The organism is Pseudomonas sp. URIL14HWK12:I5 (genome assembly GCF_900176445.1).
GTDB lineage: Bacteria > Pseudomonadota > Gammaproteobacteria > Pseudomonadales > Pseudomonadaceae > Aquipseudomonas > Aquipseudomonas monteilii.
This window is the reverse complement of sequence record NZ_FWXQ01000009.1, coordinates 204,024-222,212: the sequence shown is the minus strand read 5'-3', so window position 1 is coordinate 222,212 and position 18,189 is coordinate 204,024. Positions and strand designations below refer to the sequence as shown.

The 18,189-nt window shown below is 63.1% G+C and carries 19 protein-coding genes; 7 read left to right on the top strand and 12 right to left on the bottom strand.

Annotation, left to right across the window (positions count from 1 at the left end; all coding sequences use genetic code 11):
• The first annotated feature begins 61 nt into the window (after positions 1-61).
• Positions 62-637, top strand: a complete 576-nt coding sequence (gene mobA, locus B9A31_RS20960) for a molybdenum cofactor guanylyltransferase MobA (RefSeq protein WP_084297328.1) — start codon at positions 62-64, stop codon at positions 635-637.
• Between the two features lie 67 nt (positions 638-704).
• Here the strand turns inward: mobA and B9A31_RS20955 are convergent, their stop codons facing one another.
• The 5 genes from B9A31_RS20955 to peaA all read right to left on the bottom strand — a co-directional run bounded on the left by B9A31_RS20955 (position 705) and on the right by peaA (position 7,041).
• The gene (locus tag B9A31_RS20955) at positions 705-2,378 is read right to left on the bottom strand and encodes a fatty acid CoA ligase family protein (RefSeq protein ID WP_084297327.1); all 1,674 of its coding nucleotides are present in this window, start codon (positions 2,376-2,378) and stop codon (positions 705-707) included.
• A 139-nt stretch (positions 2,379-2,517) separates the two neighbouring features.
• Entirely contained in the window at positions 2,518-3,639 is a 1,122-nt protein-coding gene (gene peaD / locus B9A31_RS20950) for a quinohemoprotein amine dehydrogenase subunit beta (protein ID WP_025752967.1), read from the bottom strand.
• Positions 3,640-3,671: 32 nt separating this feature from the next.
• The gene (qhpC, locus tag B9A31_RS20945) at positions 3,672-3,995 is read right to left on the bottom strand and encodes a quinohemoprotein amine dehydrogenase subunit gamma (protein ID WP_012272119.1); all 324 of its coding nucleotides are present in this window, start codon (positions 3,993-3,995) and stop codon (positions 3,672-3,674) included.
• 1 nt (position 3,996) lies between these two features.
• Positions 3,997-5,427 carry a quinohemoprotein amine dehydrogenase maturation protein gene (peaB, locus tag B9A31_RS20940; protein WP_084297326.1) on the bottom strand — a complete coding sequence of 477 codons (1,431 nt, stop codon included), beginning with the start codon at positions 5,425-5,427 and terminating at the stop codon, positions 3,997-3,999.
• A 48-nt stretch (positions 5,428-5,475) separates the two neighbouring features.
• Positions 5,476-7,041 (bottom strand): quinohemoprotein amine dehydrogenase subunit alpha, encoded by a 1,566-nt coding sequence (gene peaA, locus B9A31_RS20935; RefSeq protein ID WP_084297325.1) that lies wholly within the window; start codon positions 7,039-7,041, stop codon positions 5,476-5,478.
• Between the two features lie 448 nt (positions 7,042-7,489).
• Between peaA and B9A31_RS20930 the strand changes: the two genes are divergently transcribed.
• Together B9A31_RS20930 and B9A31_RS20925 are read left to right on the top strand one after the other, a co-directional pair.
• Positions 7,490-8,983 (top strand): aldehyde dehydrogenase family protein, encoded by a 1,494-nt coding sequence (locus tag B9A31_RS20930; RefSeq protein WP_019099062.1) that lies wholly within the window; start codon positions 7,490-7,492, stop codon positions 8,981-8,983.
• 90 nt (positions 8,984-9,073) lie between these two features.
• Positions 9,074-10,387, top strand: coding sequence for an alginate export family protein (locus B9A31_RS20925; RefSeq protein WP_019099061.1), 1,314 nt, complete (start codon positions 9,074-9,076; stop codon positions 10,385-10,387).
• Positions 10,388-10,467: 80 nt separating this feature from the next.
• On the opposite strand, the gene B9A31_RS20920 is transcribed toward B9A31_RS20925, so the two are convergent.
• The gene (locus B9A31_RS20920; RefSeq protein ID WP_019099060.1) at positions 10,468-11,082 is read right to left on the bottom strand and encodes a 2-hydroxychromene-2-carboxylate isomerase; all 615 of its coding nucleotides are present in this window, start codon (positions 11,080-11,082) and stop codon (positions 10,468-10,470) included.
• Positions 11,083-11,112: 30 nt separating this feature from the next.
• Positions 11,113-11,844, bottom strand: a complete 732-nt coding sequence (locus B9A31_RS20915; protein ID WP_019099059.1) for an SDR family oxidoreductase — start codon at positions 11,842-11,844, stop codon at positions 11,113-11,115.
• 89 nt (positions 11,845-11,933) lie between these two features.
• Here B9A31_RS20915 and B9A31_RS20910 point away from each other — a divergent pair, with 89 nt between their 5' ends.
• Together B9A31_RS20910 and B9A31_RS20905 are read left to right on the top strand one after the other, a co-directional pair.
• The gene (locus tag B9A31_RS20910) at positions 11,934-12,497 is read left to right on the top strand and encodes a TetR/AcrR family transcriptional regulator (protein WP_019099058.1); all 564 of its coding nucleotides are present in this window, start codon (positions 11,934-11,936) and stop codon (positions 12,495-12,497) included.
• On the top strand, positions 12,484-13,077 hold the full coding sequence (locus B9A31_RS20905; RefSeq protein ID WP_025752978.1) for an eCIS core domain-containing protein: 594 nt from the start codon (positions 12,484-12,486) through the stop codon (positions 13,075-13,077). Before B9A31_RS20910 ends, B9A31_RS20905 begins: the two co-directional genes overlap by 14 nt.
• Before the next feature lie 47 nt (positions 13,078-13,124).
• Here the strand turns inward: B9A31_RS20905 and B9A31_RS20900 are convergent, their stop codons facing one another.
• Positions 13,125-14,117 (bottom strand): bile acid:sodium symporter family protein, encoded by a 993-nt coding sequence (locus B9A31_RS20900; protein ID WP_371105380.1) that lies wholly within the window; start codon positions 14,115-14,117, stop codon positions 13,125-13,127.
• A 120-nt stretch (positions 14,118-14,237) separates the two neighbouring features.
• Here B9A31_RS20900 and ampC point away from each other — a divergent pair, with 120 nt between their 5' ends.
• On the top strand, positions 14,238-15,380 hold the full coding sequence (gene ampC / locus B9A31_RS20895; protein WP_027609817.1) for a class C beta-lactamase: 1,143 nt from the start codon (positions 14,238-14,240) through the stop codon (positions 15,378-15,380).
• Positions 15,381-15,681: 301 nt separating this feature from the next.
• The gene (locus B9A31_RS20890) at positions 15,682-16,014 is read left to right on the top strand and encodes a hypothetical protein (RefSeq protein ID WP_003253895.1); all 333 of its coding nucleotides are present in this window, start codon (positions 15,682-15,684) and stop codon (positions 16,012-16,014) included.
• Positions 16,015-16,060: 46 nt separating this feature from the next.
• Here the strand turns inward: B9A31_RS20890 and B9A31_RS20885 are convergent, their stop codons facing one another.
• The 4 genes from B9A31_RS20885 to B9A31_RS20870 form a co-directional block, all read right to left on the bottom strand.
• Positions 16,061-16,372, bottom strand: coding sequence for a hypothetical protein (locus B9A31_RS20885; protein ID WP_025752985.1), 312 nt, complete (start codon positions 16,370-16,372; stop codon positions 16,061-16,063).
• Between the two features lie 142 nt (positions 16,373-16,514).
• Positions 16,515-16,703, bottom strand: a complete 189-nt coding sequence (locus B9A31_RS20880) for a hypothetical protein (protein WP_003253897.1) — start codon at positions 16,701-16,703, stop codon at positions 16,515-16,517.
• A 138-nt stretch (positions 16,704-16,841) separates the two neighbouring features.
• Positions 16,842-17,162 (bottom strand): YbjQ family protein, encoded by a 321-nt coding sequence (locus tag B9A31_RS20875; protein WP_084297324.1) that lies wholly within the window; start codon positions 17,160-17,162, stop codon positions 16,842-16,844.
• 69 nt (positions 17,163-17,231) lie between these two features.
• On the bottom strand, positions 17,232-18,116 hold the full coding sequence (locus B9A31_RS20870) for an O-acetylserine/cysteine exporter (RefSeq protein WP_019099052.1): 885 nt from the start codon (positions 18,114-18,116) through the stop codon (positions 17,232-17,234).
• Between the last annotated feature and the right edge of the window lie 73 nt (positions 18,117-18,189).

Genomic DNA, 18,189 nt, shown 5'->3' with positions numbered 1-18,189 from the left:
CTGGACAAGCCCCGCGTGACATGGGAGGGTTCCCGGCAATGACTGCCCGGAGCCCTTTTTCATGCCTGATTCACTCCCCCCCTGCTCCACCCTCATCCTTGCCGGCGGCCGTGGCCAGCGCATGGGCGGCCGTGACAAGGGGCTGATCGAATGGAAGGGCGAACCGCTGGTGGCGCATGTGCAGCGGGTGGTGCGGCCACTGAGCGACGACCTGGTGATTTCCTGCAACCGCAACCAGGAGGCCTACCGGGCGTATGCCGACCAGCTGGTGGGCGATGCCGAGGCGGACTTCCCCGGCCCGCTGGCGGGGGTGATTGCCGGGCTCAAGGTGGCGCGGTATGAGTGGGTGGTGCTGCTGGCATGCGATGCGCCCCAGGTTGACCGCGCGTTGATCGAGGATCTGCTGCGGTTGGCAGTGGCGAATGACAGTGCGGCGATGGTGCGCCAGGGTGGGTATTGGCAGCCGATGTTCAGCGTGTTGCCACGGCGGGTGCTGCCGGTGCTGGAGCAGGCTTGGGCACAGGGTGAGCGGAGTTTGCAGAGGGCCTTGCTGCGCGAGTCGGTTCAGGGGTTGGAATGTACCGAAAATGATTCCCGGTTGAGCAACTTCAATAGCCCGGAGTTGCTGAAAGGCTGAAGGCATCTCCCGCCTGTTCCGGCCTCTTTGCGGGCGAGCCCGCGAAGAGGCCGGAACAGGCAGTAAGTCATCCGGCAGACAATTCCTCGACACTGATCTCTCGCATCCTGAACTTCTGTACCTTGCCAGTCACCGTCATCGGAAACTCGTCGACAAAGCGGAAGTACCGGGGCACCTTGAAGTGCGCAATCCGCGCCCTCGCCCACTCACGCAGTTCATCCTCACTGGCGGTATGCCCCGGGTGCAGCCGCACCCAGGCCACGATCTCTTCGCCGTACTTGCTGCACGGCACGCCAATCACCTGCACATCGGCCACCGCCGGGTGGGTGAAGAAGAACTCTTCCAGCTCGCGCGGGTAGATGTTTTCGCCGCCACGAATGATCATGTCCTTGCTGCGCCCGACGATGCGCACATAGCCCTGCTCGTCCATCACCGCCAGGTCACCGGTGTGCATCCATCCCTCTTCATCGATACTTTCGGTCGTGGCCTTGGGGTTGTTCCAGTAACCGAGCATCACGCTGTAGCCACGGGTACACAGCTCGCCTATCTCGCCACGCGGCACGGTGTTGCCGTCAACGTCGACCACCTTGTTCTCCAGCCGTGGCTGGGTACGACCGACACTGGTCACCCGGCGCTCCAGGTCATCGTCCGGCCCGGTCTGCAATGACACCGGGCTGGTCTCGGTCATGCCGTAGGCAATCTGCACCTCGGCCATGTGCATTTCGCCGATTACCCGGCGCATCAGCTCGATCGGGCAGGTCGCACCGGCCATGATCCCGGTGCGCAGGCTCGACAGGTCGAATTCCGCGCGTTGCGGGTGGTCCAGTTCGGCGATGAACATGGTCGGCACGCCATACAGCGCGGTCGCCTTTTCCTCTGCCACAGCGCGTAGCGTGGCCAGTGGGTCGAAGGCATCGTTGGGGTAGATCAGGGTGCTGCCGTGGGTCATGCAGCCAAGGTTGGCCATGACCATGCCAAAGCAGTGGTACAGCGGCACCGGCACCACCAGCCGGTCGTGCTCGGTCAGGCCCAGGCTTTCGCCGACCATGTAGCCGTTGTTGAGGATGTTGCTGTGGCTGAGGGTCGCGCCCTTGGGGAAACCGGTGGTACCCGAGGTGTACTGGATGTTGATCGGGTCGTCGCAGCGCAGTTGCGCCTGGCGCTCGGTCAGGGCCTCACAGCTGATGGCATCGGCACGGGCCTGTAATTCATGCCAGGCCAGAAATCCTGATGGTGGTACGGCCGCCAGGCTGACCACGCCGCGCAGCTCCGGGAAGCGCTCGCAGATCAGCGCCCCCGGCTGGCCTGTACTCAGGCCCGGCACCAGGCCCAGCAGCATGGCGTGGTAGTCGGAGGTCTTGAACGCGTCGGCGCAGATCACCCAGCGGCAGCCGGACTGGCCCAGGGCGTAGTCCAGCTCGCTGGAGCGGTAGGCCGGGTTGATGTTGACCAGGATCGCGCCAACCTTGGCACTGGCGAACTGGGTGATGCACCACTCGGCGCAGTTGGGTGCCCAGATGCCCAGGCGGTCGCCGGGTTGTACGCCCAAGGCCATCAGGGCGCGGGCGTGCTGGTCGACTGCAGCGGCCAGTTGGCGCCAGGTGTAGCGCAGGGCTTGGTGGCGGACTACCAACGCTTCGCGGTCGGGGTAGCGGGCGACGGTCGCGTCGAAGGCATCGCCGATGCATTGGCTGAGCAGGGCTTTGTCGGGGTTGCCCTGGGAGTAGCTTGGCTGGGGCATGGGCGCTCTCTTGTTGTTCTTGTATTGTTTTGACTGGCCTCTTCGCGGGACAAGCCCGCTCCCACAAAGAACCCACAAGATCCGCATGCGGTGCAGTCTTGTGGGAGCGGGCTTGCCCCGCGAAGGATCCAGCACTGAACTACCTGATGAACACCTGCGGCGTCGTGGTCGACATGTCACCACCCGGCAACTTGATGTTGTTCACTTTCTCCAGCGTATCCGGGTTGAACACCGCCAGGTCGTTGAAGGTGCCGCCCAGGTACAGTTTGTCGCCCTTCTTGTCGAAGGTGACGCAGTAATAGGTGTGCTCCAGATTAGCCGCCTTGATCAGCTTGCGCTGCTTGATGTCGTACTTGGCCAGGCGGTTGAGCACGCCGTAGATCTGGTTCGGGTCCTTGGGCGAACGCAAGCCGGTGAAGTACAGCTCGGTCAGGTCGGCGAACTCCTGCGTGTGGGTCTTGCCGGTCTTCAGGTCGACGCTCAGGTAGCCGTACAACAGCTCGGCCTCGTTCGGGTCCTGCTTGGCATCCTTGAACTTGGCAATGGTGTACAGCATCGAGAACTCGTGGCGGGGGTTCTGGTGCGGCCAGAAGTACAGCACGTCCGGGGCGCTGTAGCCTTTACGGTTCCAGTTGCGCAGCGGCAAGGCCACCGAATGCTTGCCGGTCTTCACGTCCATCTTGTAAATATCCGGCCCGGCAAAATACAAGGTGCCATCGTCGGCGGTACGCATCAGGTACACCTGACGCGGCATCGGGAAGGTCCGCACTGGCTTTGCCTGCAATCCATCGGCGGTGTTGAACACTTCCAGCCGTGGTGGCTTGACCACGTAGTGGTCGTTCAGCATCTGGGTCGGGTTGACCGTGGCGTACACTTCCTTGCCGTCGGGGCTGATGGCGAACGAGTACATCGACCGGCCCACTTCGCCTGCCACGCTGGACAGGTTGGCGTGGAAGGTGTTCTTGCAGGTGTCCAGGTCGATGCCGTAGATGTCACCGTAGTGGTTGTTCAACACGTAGGCAGTGCGGTTGTCCGGCGCCATCATTGCGGTGCCGGGGCCGAACTTGTCGGGCATGACACAGCTCTTGTACACCGTATCAGTGGCCACATCGACCACATGCAGGTTGTTCGGGTAGTTGGTCACGATCATGTATTCGTGGCCAGCCTTCAGTGCCGGCCCGGTATCGTCGGCCTGTGCCAGGCCGGTACACGCCATGGCGGCGATGGTGAGCGCGAGTGACGCGCAGCGTCCAGCTTTCATGCGGTTTCCCCTTGTCATTCTTGTTGGGCCGGTCACTTGTCTTTCGGGAACACAGTGCCGAGGTTGCGCCAGTCATCCGCCGAGTTGGTGGCCTGGGCGTTCCAGTCCTGATAGGTGCTCATCATGTCCGGCACCTGGGCCGGCCACCAGCAAGGGTCGGAGCAACCATACAGGTCGGCTTCCATCGGCTGACACAGCGAGCTCACGCCACCAAAGGCGTCCACTTCCCAACCCGGGTCGGTGGTGGCCGTACAGCCGGCCACTGCACTCATGGCCATGACTTCTTCGACGCGGTCTTCGGCAGCGGCCTGTTCGAGGATGCGCGCCTTGTTGTTCAGGGGCTTCAAGTGCTTCATGTCAGTGCGCCTTCCGCGGAGTGATGTAGCGATCGATGAAGGCCGGGTTGGCGGCCATGATGCGGCTGTAGACTTCGATGCCGAAGTCGACCCAGTCGCGCATCAGTTCGCAGTAGTGATACGTCGGGTGCTGCGGGTCGCCGTAGCGCGCATAGCTTTCGTGGTAGCAGCCGCCAGAGCACAGGTTGCGGATACGGCAGCTCTCGCAGCCGGTGTTGCTGCGGTCCAGGCGCTGCGACAGGAAGTTGTTGAGCTGCGCCTGCTTCACGCCCTGGTGCACGTTGCCGAAGGTCGGCAGGCTAGAGCCGGTGAAGCGGTGGCACAGGTTCAGCTCGCCTTCGTGGTCCACCGCCAGCATCTTCAACCCGGCGCCGCACGGCAGCGCCTTCTTGTGGCCTTCGTGGATGTCGGTAATCAACTGGTGCAGGTTGGAGAATCCGATGTTGCGGTGCTCCAGCGCCGCCTCCAGATACTTGCGGCCCAGCGCTTTCATATTGGCGAACACCTGCACCAGCTCTTCGCCAGTGAGGTTGAAGTCGGCCATGTCGCCGGAGGTGACCGGGGCAAAGCCCACTTCGGCGAAGCCCATTTCGTTGAACAGGTGGTTCCAGATGGTCTCGACGTCGGTGATGCCACGGGTTAGCGTGACCCGCGCGCCCACCGGGCGGCTGGTGTAGCGCGACAGCAGCAGGTCGGCCTTGCGCCGCACCACGTCATAGGTGCCCTGCCCGCCCACGGTGATGCGGTTGCGGTCGTGCACGGTCTTCGGGCCGTCGATGCTGATCGACAGGCCGAAGCGATGGGCGTTGAGCCAGTCGATGATCTCTTCGGTCAGCAAGGTGGCGTTGGTGGTCATGATGAACTCCACCGCTTTGCCTGCCTCGGCGAAACGCCGCTCGCAGTAAGCCACCATGTGCTCGATCAACGGCCGGTTGGACAGCGGTTCGCCACCGAAGAACACCACGCTGTAGCGGTCCTCGTTGGGCGATTCCTTGAGCAGCATCTCCACCGAGGCTTCGGCGGTGGCGGTGCTCATCTTCTTGCCGGCGGACGGTTTGTCCAGGTCTTCCTTGTAGCAATAGGTGCAGCTGAGGTTGCAGCCGGTGTTGACGTTGAGCACCACGGTATTCAGCGCAGTGCGCTCGACCTGCCTGAGGGCGATTTCCGGGGTCAGCGGCGAGCCGTCGCTGACCAGCTCCAGCGCGATCAGTTCGCGCAGGGTGTCCTGGATATCGTCGCCGGCAAACTGCTGGCCCAGGCGCTGCATCAGCTCCTCGGCCGAACAACCTTGCTGGCGCAAGGCGTCGATGATGCTGCCTGTCACGGCATCTGTGGCAAACAGCGAACTGCTGGGAATATGGAACAGCATGCGGTCGGCATCGACCTGCACTTCATGCAGGTTGCGTTCGACCAGGTTCAGTAGCGCGCCCATGGCGACCTCCCGATAATCGATCCGTTGGAAAACCGTTGCGCCCTGCCGTTACGGCAGCGGCGGGTTGTTCCAGCGCTGAACGGTGACGATCATGTGCCCTTCGCCAGTCTGGCCACCGTCGGCCAAGGTGGCGATGACCTTCAGGTTACCGGCGTTGTTGGTCATCATTTTGCGCTCAGGGTTGGGGCCGGCACCGCCTGGCACGAACACGCCATCGGCCTGCATCTTGCCGGCGAACTTCACGTCCTCATCCTCGACCGCACGTTCGTTGAACGGCTCGACTTTCCAGGTGGCTGGCAGGTAGCCGATGCGCAGAGGCTGGCCGCTGGCGTCTTTACCCCAGGCCTCGGCTTCGAAACGGCCCTGCACTTTCGGTACCGAAGCACCGTTCTCGCCAATGCGGGCAATGGAGAATGCCGGCACGACCTTCACTTCCTCGACCTTGTCGTATACCGCCAGGCTTGCACCTTTGAGCGCGCCCACTGCAACCTCGCGCTGGCCAGGCTTGGCATCGGCGGCTGCGCGGGCCTTGACCCGCACCAGGGTCGGGGTTTGCTCCAGCACTTCGGTCACCTCCACCCCGGCACCCAGGTCGGGCTTGCCGTCCAGGCCGCTGCCTACCAGAGTGATCTCGCTTTCGCCGCCCGCCTTGATAAATGCCGGCTGTACGGCAAGCAGGCGTGCCTTGCCTTCCTTCACCGCAGTGAAGTCCAGGCCACGTTCATCGTGCTCGGCCTCGAACATGCGGCCTTTCATTTCGCCATCCAGTGCCGCGAACACCTGACGCAGGTTGGCGTCTCCCACCTTGACGTTGCCGCGCCATTCATAGCCGTTGTACAGGATTGCCGTGCCACTGCCATTGAACGGCGTGCCATCGGCATAAGCGCCCTTGACCTCCACCTTGAAGGTATCGCCCTGGTCGGCGGTGACGCTCATCACCCCGCGCACATCGCCCTTGGCCAGCATGTGCCCGCTGAAGGCCCATTGCCCCGGCAGCACATCGGCGCTCGGCTTGGCCTTCTGCCACTCGGCCCAGGCCGGGTTGTCCAGCGGGTAACGCTTGGCAAGTTCCGGTACCACCTGTTGCAGGGCAATCGGCAGCCAGTCGCGGTCACGCGCCTGGGCCTGGTATTCGAGGGACGGCCATTGGCCGAGGTGGAAGTTGACCAGGTGCTCCCATTCCTTGGCCGGGCGACGCTGCAAGGCCACGCGGGCACCGGAGTGGCAACGGCCACAGGTTTCACTGAGCTGGGTATTGAAGTGCTCGACGGTGTTCAGCCGGCGTTCCATGGCGTAGCGCACACCATCGGTTTCGCTGGGCGCCAGGCCCTGCTTGTCGGCCAGGTACTTGACCAGCGTGCGACGGTCGTCGTCGCTGATCTGCAGGCCGTGCATCACCTGCATGCGGGCGATGCTCATCAGCCAGCCTTCCGGCGTTTTTCGCTGGTGGCTGATGCGGCTGTAGGTATCGTTGCCTTCGGGGATATGGCACCCCATACACTTGTTCTGCAACAGGCTCGGGCCCTGCTCGGCCGCCATGGCCTGGGTGCTCAGCAGCGCGGCGGCGACCAGCGCCAGTTTGCCCGCATGCCGCCGGAGTCGAGTCGTCTTCAAGGTCAGACCTCCACGGTTGTTGTTCTTATCGTTTTTCGCACGCTTTGGTACAGCAGGTGTGCATGTGGCAGTTGTGATACAGGAACTGTGCCAGATGCTGCAAAAGCGTTGTCTTTCAGGCTTTTAGGCCGTTTTCTGGTCTTGGCCAGCATCCAGGATGGCTAATTGCAGCGTGCCATTTCGCGACAGGGTGTTTCATCCTGAGACAGGGCCTGCTGCACAGGCCTTCGCGGGCTCGCCCGCTCCCACAGCAATTGCGAAATGCCTGAGTACAGCCACTGTTTCACCACCGTCTCACAGCGTCTCAATGTGCAACAGCGCACACCTGCAATCACAGCCTTGCACTCAGGCAAAACCCAATGCCTTCAACACCTTGCGACCAATTGCCCACCTTGGCACGGCCATTGCGCCTGTGCCCGTCACACCCAATGACAAGAGGCACAGCCCCATGCTTTCTGAACTGCCCATCCTGCCCGCCACCCGCGCCTTTCTCGAACGCAAGCTGAAGATGCGCATCGGCGCCGACTGGCAGGAGGCCGCCAGCGGTCGCACCCTGTCGTTCCGTAACCCGGCCACTGGCGAAGTGCTGGGTGAAGTGCCCGCCGCCGAGGCCGAAGACGTCGACCGCGCCGTGCGCGCCGCACGCCAGGCCTTCGACGACTCGCCATGGAGCCGCCTGCGCCCGCGTGAACGGCAAAACCTGCTGTGGCGCCTGGCCGACCTGATGGAGCGCGACGCCCGCCAGCTGGCCGAGCTGGAATGCCTGAACAACGGCAAGAGCGCCGCCGTGGCTCAGGTGATGGACGTGCAGTTGGCCATCGATTTCCTGCGTTACATGGCCGGCTGGGCCACCAAGATCGAGGGTAGCACTGTCGAGGCCTCCATGCCGTTGATGCCCAACGACCAGTTCCACGGCTTCGTGCGCCGTGAGGCCGTCGGCGTGGTTGGCGCCATCGTCGCGTGGAACTTCCCGCTGCTGCTGGCCTGCTGGAAGCTCGGCCCGGCCCTGGCCACCGGCTGCACCGTGGTGCTCAAGCCAGCAGATGAAACCCCGCTGAGCGTGCTCAAGCTGGCCGAACTGGTCGACGAAGCCGGTTACCCGGCGGGCGTGTTCAACGTGATCACCGGTACCGGCCTTAATGCCGGTGCCGCGCTCAGCCGCCACCCCGGCGTGGACAAGCTGACCTTCACCGGCTCTACCGAAGTCGGCAAGCTGATCGGCAAGGCGGCCATGGACAACATGACCCGCGTCACCCTGGAGCTCGGCGGCAAGTCGCCAACCATCGTCATGCCCGACGCCAACCTGCAGGAAGCGGCTGCGGGTGCGGCCACAGCGATCTTCTTCAACCAGGGCCAGGTGTGCTGCGCCGGCTCGCGCCTGTATGTGCACCGCAAGCACTTCGACAACGTGGTGGCCGACATCGCCGGCATCGCCAATGGCATGAAACTGGGCAGCGGCCTGGACCCGGCCGTGCAAATGGGGCCGCTGATTTCGGCCAAGCAGCAGGACCGCGTCACCGGCTACATCGAGCTGGGTCGCGAGCTGGGCGCGACCATCGCCTGCGGAGGCGAAAGCTTTGGCCCGGGCTACTTCGTCAAGCCGACGGTGATTGTCGATGTCGACCAGCGCCACCGCCTGGTGCAGGAAGAAATCTTCGGGCCGGTGCTGGTGGCGATGCCGTTCGATGACATCGACGAAGTGATCGGCATGGCCAACGACAACCCCTATGGCCTGGGCGCTAGCATCTGGTCCAACGACCTGGCAGCGGTGCACCGGATGATCCCGCGTATCAAGTCGGGGTCGGTCTGGGTCAACTGCCACAGCGCGCTGGACCCGGCATTGCCATTTGGTGGCTACAAGATGTCTGGCGTCGGCCGTGAGATGGGCGCAGCGGCCATCGAACATTACACCGAGCTCAAATCGGTGTTGATCAAACTCTGATCTTTTTCCTGTACCGGCCCTTCGGGTTCACCCGCGAAAGGGCCGGCACAGGCAGCCCGAAAACAACAATAAAAAACCATGGAGCACACCATGAGGCACACTCTCGCCTGCACGCTGACCCTGCTGATCACCGCCCCCCTCACCCAGGCCCACGAGCTGTACAACCACAACGGCACCACCCTCAACGCCGACCTCGAAGCCCTGTTTGGCGTGTTCCACAGCGACGAAAGCTTCAACCAGGCCGGCAACCGCCAGCCCGGCAGCACCGCCTGGCAGGAGGGCTACGTCAAATACGGCCTCAGCGGCAGCCAGGCCCTGCCCGATGCAGGCGCATTCTACGGCGCGTTCAACCTGCTCAGCTCCGCCACCTGGGGCGACGGCGACGCCGCCGGCCTGACCTTGGGCGACGAACGCCGCACCGCCATCGAAGACCTTTACCTGGGCTGGCGCTCGGCCAACCTGTTCCCGGCTTTGGGCGAAGATGGCGTAGACATTTCTGGCGGCCGCCAGGTGGTGACACTGGGTGACGGCTTCCTCATTCAGGGTGACCCGGTGAACCTGGGCAAGGTCGACCTGGGCGCCAACTTCGACCGTGGCGGCGCCTACTACCTGGCCGCCCGTAAAGCCTTCGACCGCACCGCAGTCCTGCGCCTGGGCGGCAAACAAGGCTGGCGCGGCGACCTGATGTGGCTGAAGTCCGACAACCATTACCAGGCCGACACGTCGCTGGCAGTAGCCAACCTGGAACACGTCGCCGACGCCGGCACCGTGGGCCTCAGCTGGATACGCGGCCTGGACGTTGACCAGCGCTACGCGCAGATCATGGGTCTGGAGCACCGCGACGGCATGGACACCGCCAGCCTGCGCGGGCGCGGTAACCTGGGCGTGAAAGACCTGGAGCTGGCCGCCGAATACGTGACCCAGGACAAGGCCGGCGGGCGTGAGAATGCCTGGTACCTGGAGGGCAGCTGGACGTTCTCCGAGCTCCCCTGGTCGCCCACCGCCACCTACCGCTACAGCCGCTTTTCCGAAGGTTTCGACCCACTGTTCTATGGCCTGAGCCGGGGTTATGGCACCTGGTTCCAGGGTGAAGTGGCGGCCAACTATGCCGGGCCGTTCAACAAGAACAGCCAAGTGCACCACATGGCGCTCAAAGGCAAGCCGCGGGACAACCTGACTGTGGGCGCACTGTACTTCGACTTCGACACGCTGGACACGGACCCGGGCAACCTCGGCGGGCGGGAGCTGGACCTGTATGTGGAATGGATGGTCAACGACCACCTGCTGATCAGCCCGTTGGTGGGGTTCTACAAGCCGGAGCGCAGTGCGGATAATGGGGGCACGCAACTGGGTAGCCGGGATACCGGAGCCTATATGCAACTGATTGTCGGCACCTTCTTCTGACTCAAGGCCCTATCGCAGGCAAGCCAGCTCCCCCGGTACTGCACAAAGCCTGAGCCTTGTGCAGTACCGGGGGAGCGCACTCAGCTGGAAAAGCTGCTAGCCCCTTGACTCAACGCCTCCTCGACAAAGTCCAGGCGGTCCTGCCCAAAGAACATCGCCTCACCCACAAAACAGGTCGGCGCACCAAACACCCCACGCGCCACAGCCGCTTCGGTCGCCTGCTTGAGCGCCGCCTTCACTTCACCGTCAGCCGTCAGTGCGTGAAAAGCCTGTGGATCGAAGCCTGCCGCTGTCAGTGCTTCATCCAGAACGGCGCTGTCGCCCAGGTTACGCCGCTGCCCCCACAGCCCATTGAACAGCGCCGACAGCAATGACTCGAACCGCTCCGGTGAATGCAACTGGGTGCCGATCACGCCGCGCATCAAGCTCAGCGTATTGACCGGGAACCCCGGCGGCATGCCGAAGGGCACGCCATACCGAGCGGCAAAGCGCGCCAGGTCGGTGAACATGTAGCGGCCCTTGGCCGGGATCATGGCCGGCGAAGCATTGCCAGTCGCCTGGAAAACGCCTCCCAGCAAAATTGGCCGGTAGCGCAGTGTGGCACCCTGGCGAGCGCACAGGCCCGGCAGTTGCGTCCAGGCCAGGTAGCTGGCCGGGCTGCCCAGGTCAAAATAGAAATCGAGGGTGTTGTGCATGGGTTTCGGTCCTTGCTGGGTGAGAGGGGCTTACCAACGTTCCATCCAGGGGCGCAGGTCCAGTTCGAATGTCCAGGCGTCTCGCGGCTGGGCGTGCAAGAACCAGTAACTGTCGGCAATGTGCGCGGGGTCGAGGATGCCATCCTGATCCTTGAGGGCGTAACGCTCGGGGAAGCTGTCACGGATGAATGCCGTGTCGATGGCCCCGTCTACCACCACATGCGCGACATGGATGTTCCGCGGCCCCAGCTCGCGCGCCATGCTCTGGGCCAGGGCACGCAAGCCATGCTTGGCCCCGGCAAAAGCGGCGAACCCGGCTGCACCACGCGTGCCAGCCGTGGCGCCAGTGAACAGAATGGTGCCACGCTCACGTTGGACCATGCGCCGGGCAACTGCTTGAGCCGTGAGAAAACCGGCAAAGCAGGCCATTTCCCAGATCTTGAAGTACTTGCGCGGGGTTTCTTCAAGAATGCTGCAGGGAACATTGGCACCGATATTGAAGACAAACGCCTCGATAGGGCCAATATCACGCTCGATAGTCTCGACCAGCGCGGCCACTTCATCCTCCTTGCGCGCGTCAGAACCAAACCCATGGGCCTGGCCGCCGGCAGCGTGTATTTCCTCCAGCAACGGTTGCAGTTTTTCGGCCTGGCGCCGGGTCACGCAAGCGACATAACCCTCGCGGGCGAAGCGCTTGGCAATCTCACCCCCGGTGGCGTCGCCCGCACCAATCACCAGCACTACTTTTTGTTGTTCTGCCATGCCTGCCTCCATTGGTGAATGATCGTTTAGTAAACGAACGCTATGTTAAGATCGCGATCATCGTCAAGTCCGTGTGCAGAGGCATGTGAATGCGCTACTCCCATGAACACAAACAGCAAACCCGCGAGCGGCTGCTGGCCAGCAGCGGCGCGCTGGCCAAGCGGGGAGGTTTTTCCAGCACCGGCGTGGCCGGGCTGATGAAAGCGATCGGCCTGACCGGCGGCGCCTTCTACAACCACTTCCCGTCCAAAGACGACCTGTTCACTGAAGTGGTACGCCAGGAGCTGTGCAACAGCCCGCTGGCACGCCTGGCCAGTTCGGGGGCAAGCCGCGAGCGGCTGGGCCGTTGCCTGCAGCAATACCTGAGCCTGGCCCACCTGAACAATGCCGAGGGTGGCTGCCCGCTGCCGCCGCTGGGTGTGGAAATCGCCCGGGCCGCCGCACCCGTGCGCGAAGAGGCCGAGCACTGGCTGGTCAGCCTGCATCAGGCCTGGAGTGCAACACTGGAGGATGATCAACTGGCCTGGGTGCTCATCAGCCAATGCGTCGGTGCGTTGATGGTCGGGCGCATGCTGGCCACTGAGCGGGTGCAGTCGCAGGTGCTGGACGCAAGCCGCCAGTTTGTCGAAAAGGCTCTGCATGAAGCGGATTAGCCTGCTACTGGGCCTCACGCTGGCGCTGCCCGCGCTTGCCGAACAAGCGTGCCCACCCGGGCAATACCAAGTGTGCCTGATGGGGTGTTTTTGTGCACCGATAGACCCTGGTCAGGCCGGCCAGATTCTCAAGGATGTGGAGGTCATGGCGTCTTCCAGCCTGACGTTCGCCTTGCGCCAGGCCAGGGATGAGGCCACCGCCAACGGCGTCGAGCCAATCCCGCTGCATATCCGGGCGCAACTCGAACCTTGGTACGACTTTGCCGTGCTTGACGCAGCGCGCTTCCGGGTGGGTGACGAACAGCAGATGAGCGCGGCCAATGCATTGTTGCAAAACCCTGATGTGAACGCTGTGACGCTGATCGACACGATCATCTTCCGCCGGGCCGACGACGCCGAAAACAACGTGGCCTTGTGGGCGCATGAGCTCAAGCATGTGCAGCAATATCAGGAACTGGGGGTAGAGGAATTCGCCCGGCGCTATACGCGCGACTACGACGACCTGGAGGGACCGGCCTACAAGATCGAGGCAGAGGTGGGCAAAGCACTGCGCGAACGCGGCTCGGGCCAGGCCAGATAGCAGCAGCGGTGCGCGACGCTGTGGGCGCGTCCGCTGCGCTTGGTTTTTCAGGACGCCGCCGATGCCTCTTCTGCCACCTGCTCTCGGCTGGCATAACGCTGCGCCAACACCGCGCAGACCATCAGCTGGATCTGGTGGAACAGCATCAGCGGCAAGATCATCGCACCAATGCCGCTACCCACGAACAACACCTGGGCCATCGGTACGCCGGTCGCCAGGCTCTTCTTGGAGCCGGCGAACAGGATGGTGATACGGTCTTCCAGGTCAAAGCCCAGCACCTTGCTCAGCAGACGAGTGCCGAACAGCACCACCGCCAGCAAAATCCCGCACACGGCGAACAACCCGGCCAGATGCTGCGGCGATACCGTGTGCCACAGCCCGGTGACGACTGCCTCGCTGAAGGCGGTGTACACCACCAGCAAGATCGAGCCCTGGTCCACCACCTTGAGCCAACGGGCATTGCGCTTGACCCAGGCGCCGATCCAGCGCCGCGCAATCTGCCCCGCCACGAACGGCACCAGCAGTTGCAGGGTGATCTTCAGCACGGCATCCAGGCCAGAGCCGGTGTCGCCACTGGCGCCCAGCAGCATCATCACCAGCAACGGGGTAAGGAAGATGCCCAGCAGGCTGGACGCGGCAGCACTGCAAATGGCCGCCGGCACATTGCCACGGGCCAGCGAAGTGAACGCGATGGCCGACTGCACGGTAGCAGGCAAGGCACACAGGTAGAGCACGCCCAGGTACAGTTCATTACCCACCAGCGGCACGAACAGCGGCTTGAAGGCCAGGCCCAGCAGCGGGAACAGCACAAACGTGCAGGAGAACACCAGCAGGTGCAGGCGCCAGTGCCCGGCACCGGCAATGATCGCCTCACGCGACAGCTTGGCGCCGTGCAGGAAGAACAGCAGGCCGATGGCCAGGTTGGTCAGCCAACCGAAATACACTGCGCCATCGCCCGAGCAAGGCAGCACGGTGGCTATCAGCACCACCCCGAGCAAGGCCAGGGTGAAATTGTCGAATAACATGCGCAAATACTTCATCACTGTGTCCATCTTGTCATTGTGCAAGGGCAAACGATAAGGTCTGCGGCTTTTCGCCGCTAACGCCGGAACCCCCACTGGTATCGCTCAACGGACACGCTCCACAAAAGGACCCCCACCATGCCCCTCTCCCGCCTGGCCGCGCTCGCGGCCGCCATTACCCTCACCTTGGGCCATGCCAACGCCAAGGCCGATGACCAGCTGCAAGCCAAGGTAGACCGTATCATCCGCCCACTGATGCAGGCGCAAGGCATCAGTGGCATGGCCGTGGCCATCTACGCCCGCGACCACGCGCACTACTTCAGCTACGGCGTGGCCAGCAAGGCCGACAACGTGCCGGTGAGCCGTGACACGCTGTTCGAGATCGGTTCGGTGAGCAAGACCTACACCGCCACCCTGGCTGCACTGGCCAGTGCCGAGGGCCAGTTGGACCTCACAGCGCCGGCCAAGCGCTACCACCCGGCGCTGGCCGGCACGCCCATCGGCGACGCGACGGTGCTGGAACTGGGCGCCTACAGTGCCGACTGCCTGCCCTTGCAGTTCCCGGATGCAGTGCAAAGCCCGCAGCAGGTCGTCGATTTCTTCCGACACTGGCAGCCCCACGCCAAGCCCGGTACGCAACGCTGCTATTCCAACCCTAGCCTTGGCTTGTTTGGTGACCTTGCCGCCCGCGCGCAGCACCAGCCGTTCGCCACACTGATGACCGAAGGCCTGCTGCCGAAAATGGGCCTGGGGAACACGTACCTGCACATCCCGGCCAGCGCCCAGGGCCTTTATGCCCAAGGGTACGATGCCGCCGAAAAACCGGTGCGCGTTGGCCCCGGCCCGTACGCCGACGAAGCCTACGGCATCAAGACCAGTGCCAGCGACTTGCTGCGTTACGTGCGCCTGCAGATGCAGCCTGAAGGCTTGCCACCGGCACTGGTGAAAGCCATCGACATCACCCAGCAAGGCTACTTCCAGGTCGGCGCCATGACGCAGGGCCTGGGCTGGGAACGCTACCCCTACCCGGCAACCCTGGCCACGCTGGTCGATGGCAACAGCCCGCGGCTGATCCGTGAACCCCAGGCAACCACACGCTTGCAACCGGCCCTGCCCGCCCAGCCGGCTGCCTGGTACAACAAGACCGGTTCAACCAACGGTTTTGGGGCCTACGCCGCGTTCGTGCCTTCCGAACAGCTGGCGATCGTGTTGCTGGCCAACCGAAACTACCCGAACGAAGCGCGGGTGCGCGCCGCCTTCGAGATACTGTCCGGCCTGTAGTACGAGCAGCGATTGTCGAACAAAACGACAGAAATGTAGTGCCAAAAAATATTCACTACAAAATGGTTGACGCCGTTCATCGCCCTTGTGCATGATGAAGCCGTCTCCCCGATCGGGAGCGGTGGCAAGGGTGTTCCAGACGGCCTGCGCGGTAACGCAGGCCGTCCGTGGAGAGGGAAACTGTCCAAAAGGCAGCGTGAGAAAGCCCCTGTTGCGATGCTGCTGTAGCAGCCTTGGTAGTGCGCTACACCGTGGTAGCGCCAACTGTGAAAATCACCTACGAATGGGTAATGGGGGCTTTATGATGAACTTGAACAACAATCCGACTATCGACCAATTGGCCCAGCTGTTCGCCGTGCGCAAAGACAGCCTTGACGACCACCTGCTGTGGGTCAGCCAAACCGGTGAAGTGCGCCTCGACCGCCTGCCACCGAACACCGTCGAAGATGAATTTGAAGAGCACCTGCCCAGCATGCGTGCACGCTTCAAGGTCTACCGCCGTGGCCAGGGCTACGTCGGCAAGAAGGCCGCCGCCGACACCGAGTTCGTTGGCCGCGTGCTGCAGACCCTGCAACAAGAATGGCCCGCTGCCCGTGAGCAGCAGGCAGTCAAGGTGATCGAACCGCTCAATTGAGGGTTCCCGCCTATACCTGAGCCCGGCCCACTTTGGCCGGGCTTTTTCATGCCTGGCGCCGCTGGCTGCAGTTTTCTGGCAAGGGCAAGGCACCGGTTGCCATCGCCCGGGCGCGGTTGACACCCCATACCAGGGCGCGGGTCATGGTCTCACCCGGCCGTGTCGGGTAGTACTCCTCCAGCAGTGCGCGCCCATCTCCAGCGTACAACCCCAAAAACAGCTGGGTGGCCCCCAGGCGTGACAGGCGCACCTGCACATCCAGCGTGGTGCCGTCACTGAGGGCTTCATCGTGGCTGCGGCTGTGCAGTTGGGCGTCGGCCCACTGCCAATAGGTCTGTTCCCTGACTCGCATGAGCATTCAATCCTCCGTTACTGGAATGCCCCACCAGAAAACCACAACCTCGGCCAGCCGGCGAGTGCTACCCGGCAATGCCATGAGGCGGATCAACAAAGCGCAATAAAAACCCCGCCATTCAGCGGGGTCATGTAGGGGGCGGGATTCACTTCTTCAGCGGAACCCGCGGCATGAAGCGGCCTTTTTTGCTGCGCTGCAGGTGTGCAGGCTGGAGCTGTTCGGAATCATCCAGCGTCATGTGGGCGAAGCCCAGACGAAAGGCCGCCTGGCCGCAACGCACCTGGCTGTTGATCGGGAACGCGTCATTCAGGTCTTCGAAAAAGGATTCGCTCATGCCCTGTCTCCCTCCAGTGGCGGTCGCGTCGGCAACCAGAAGAGCTGCCCAGGAAACGCGGCCTGTGAAAATGAGACTAGCTGGTCATTTGCGGACCGCCCGGACAAGATTCCGGCACCCGACCAGTGGCAACCCGCTCTACTTCAAGCGCACTGCCGTACCGGTGGCAAATACCACGACCATACCGCCCTGTACCGACGGAATACTGATCTCGAAATCCACACCCACTACCGCATCGGCTTGCAACTGGCGTGCCCGAGCCTTGAGTTCTTCGGTTGCCTGCTCGCGCGCCTCGCGCAGCGCGCGCTCCAGGGTTTGCGAACGGCCGCCGAACACATCACGAAAGCGTGCAAAGAAATCGCGCACGAAGTTGATGCCCTGCACCGATTCGAAGCTGACCACGCCCAGGTATTCGGCAATCGTGCGGCCTTCGAGCTGGCTGGTGGTAGAAATGATCATGGGTGCGCTCCGCTGGCCTGGCAAAAGAGGCCGATTCTAACAGAGCGCAGTCCGGCAGATGGGGCCGCTTTACGCGTTGGCCGCGCGCAAGCGTTGGCCAAGCCGCGCACCAAACACGTTCACCAGCAACCCGGCCATCACCAGCAATGCCCCCCAACCTTGGGTTGCGGTCAGCCGTTCGCCCAGCAGCAATGCAGACGAACTCAGGCCAATCACCGGCACCAGCAACGAAAAAGGTGCCACCTTGCCAGCCGGGTGGCGTGACAACAGCTTGCTCCACAAGCTGTAGCCAAGCATGGTGGCGACAAAGGCCAGGTACGCCAACGCCAGCACCGAGCTCCAGCTGATGTTGGCCAGCGCATGACCAATGCGCTCAGGCCCTTCCAGCCACCAGGACAACGCCAGGAACGGCAACGGCGGGATCAGGCCGCCCCAGATCACCAGTGCTACCAGGTCAACCGAACCAAACCGCCGGGTGATGATGTTACCCAGGCCCCACATGGCACCGCCGCACAGGGTCAGCACCAGCGCCAGCATGGGTACATGGCCGCCGTCTTCGCTGCCGATCAATGCCAGGCCGCTGGCCGCCACCAGCAGCCCCAGCACGCTGGCCAGGCGCAGCCGCTCACCCAGGAACAATGCCGCGAAACCGAGGGTGAAGAACGCTTGCGACTGCAAAATCAACGAGGCCAGCCCTGGCGGCATGCCGCTGTACATGGCCTGGAACAGGAAGGCGAACTGGCCCAGCGAAATGGTGGCCCCGTAGGCGATCAGCCAGCGCCACGGCAGTTTGGGCCGCCTGACCAGCAAGATCGCCGGAAACGCCACCAACAAGAAGCGCAATGCTCCCAGCAACATCGGCGGCAAGCCATCGAGGCCAACCTTGATGACCACGAAGTTGACTCCCCAGGCGACAATCACCACCAGGGCGATGAGCAGGTCCTTGAGCGGCATTGCGGGTTCCTTCTTCAGGCTTTTCTAGACATATTTCGTTACAGCATAAGGCTATTCCTTCGGCAGCGACCAG

What these genes read in the sequence shown, in the direction of transcription:
- qhpC (WP_012272119.1), bottom strand. Translation starts at nt 3,995, where the DNA reads ATGAAGCACTTGAAGCCCCTGAACAACAAGGCGCGCATCCTCGAACAG.
- B9A31_RS20910 (WP_019099058.1), top strand. Translation starts at nt 11,934, where the DNA reads ATGCGCTACTCCCATGAACACAAACAGCAAACCCGCGAGCGGCTGCTG.
- B9A31_RS20915 (WP_019099059.1), bottom strand. Translation starts at nt 11,844, where the DNA reads ATGGCAGAACAACAAAAAGTAGTGCTGGTGATTGGTGCGGGCGACGCC.
- B9A31_RS20880 (WP_003253897.1), bottom strand. Translation starts at nt 16,703, where the DNA reads ATGAGCGAATCCTTTTTCGAAGACCTGAATGACGCGTTCCCGATCAAC.
- ampC (WP_027609817.1), top strand. Translation starts at nt 14,238, where the DNA reads ATGCCCCTCTCCCGCCTGGCCGCGCTCGCGGCCGCCATTACCCTCACC.
- mobA (WP_084297328.1), top strand. Translation starts at nt 62, where the DNA reads ATGCCTGATTCACTCCCCCCCTGCTCCACCCTCATCCTTGCCGGCGGC.
- B9A31_RS20890 (WP_003253895.1), top strand. Translation starts at nt 15,682, where the DNA reads ATGATGAACTTGAACAACAATCCGACTATCGACCAATTGGCCCAGCTG.
- B9A31_RS20900 (WP_371105380.1), bottom strand. Translation starts at nt 14,117, where the DNA reads ATGAAGTATTTGCGCATGTTATTCGACAATTTCACCCTGGCCTTGCTC.
- B9A31_RS20870 (WP_019099052.1), bottom strand. Translation starts at nt 18,116, where the DNA reads ATGCCGCTCAAGGACCTGCTCATCGCCCTGGTGGTGATTGTCGCCTGG.
- B9A31_RS20905 (WP_025752978.1), top strand. Translation starts at nt 12,484, where the DNA reads ATGAAGCGGATTAGCCTGCTACTGGGCCTCACGCTGGCGCTGCCCGCG.
- B9A31_RS20925 (WP_019099061.1), top strand. Translation starts at nt 9,074, where the DNA reads ATGAGGCACACTCTCGCCTGCACGCTGACCCTGCTGATCACCGCCCCC.
- B9A31_RS20930 (WP_019099062.1), top strand. Translation starts at nt 7,490, where the DNA reads ATGCTTTCTGAACTGCCCATCCTGCCCGCCACCCGCGCCTTTCTCGAA.
- peaB (WP_084297326.1), bottom strand. Translation starts at nt 5,427, where the DNA reads ATGGGCGCGCTACTGAACCTGGTCGAACGCAACCTGCATGAAGTGCAG.
- B9A31_RS20875 (WP_084297324.1), bottom strand. Translation starts at nt 17,162, where the DNA reads ATGATCATTTCTACCACCAGCCAGCTCGAAGGCCGCACGATTGCCGAA.
- B9A31_RS20885 (WP_025752985.1), bottom strand. Translation starts at nt 16,372, where the DNA reads ATGCTCATGCGAGTCAGGGAACAGACCTATTGGCAGTGGGCCGACGCC.
- peaD (WP_025752967.1), bottom strand. Translation starts at nt 3,639, where the DNA reads ATGAAAGCTGGACGCTGCGCGTCACTCGCGCTCACCATCGCCGCCATG.
- B9A31_RS20920 (WP_019099060.1), bottom strand. Translation starts at nt 11,082, where the DNA reads ATGCACAACACCCTCGATTTCTATTTTGACCTGGGCAGCCCGGCCAGC.
- B9A31_RS20955 (WP_084297327.1), bottom strand. Translation starts at nt 2,378, where the DNA reads ATGCCCCAGCCAAGCTACTCCCAGGGCAACCCCGACAAAGCCCTGCTC.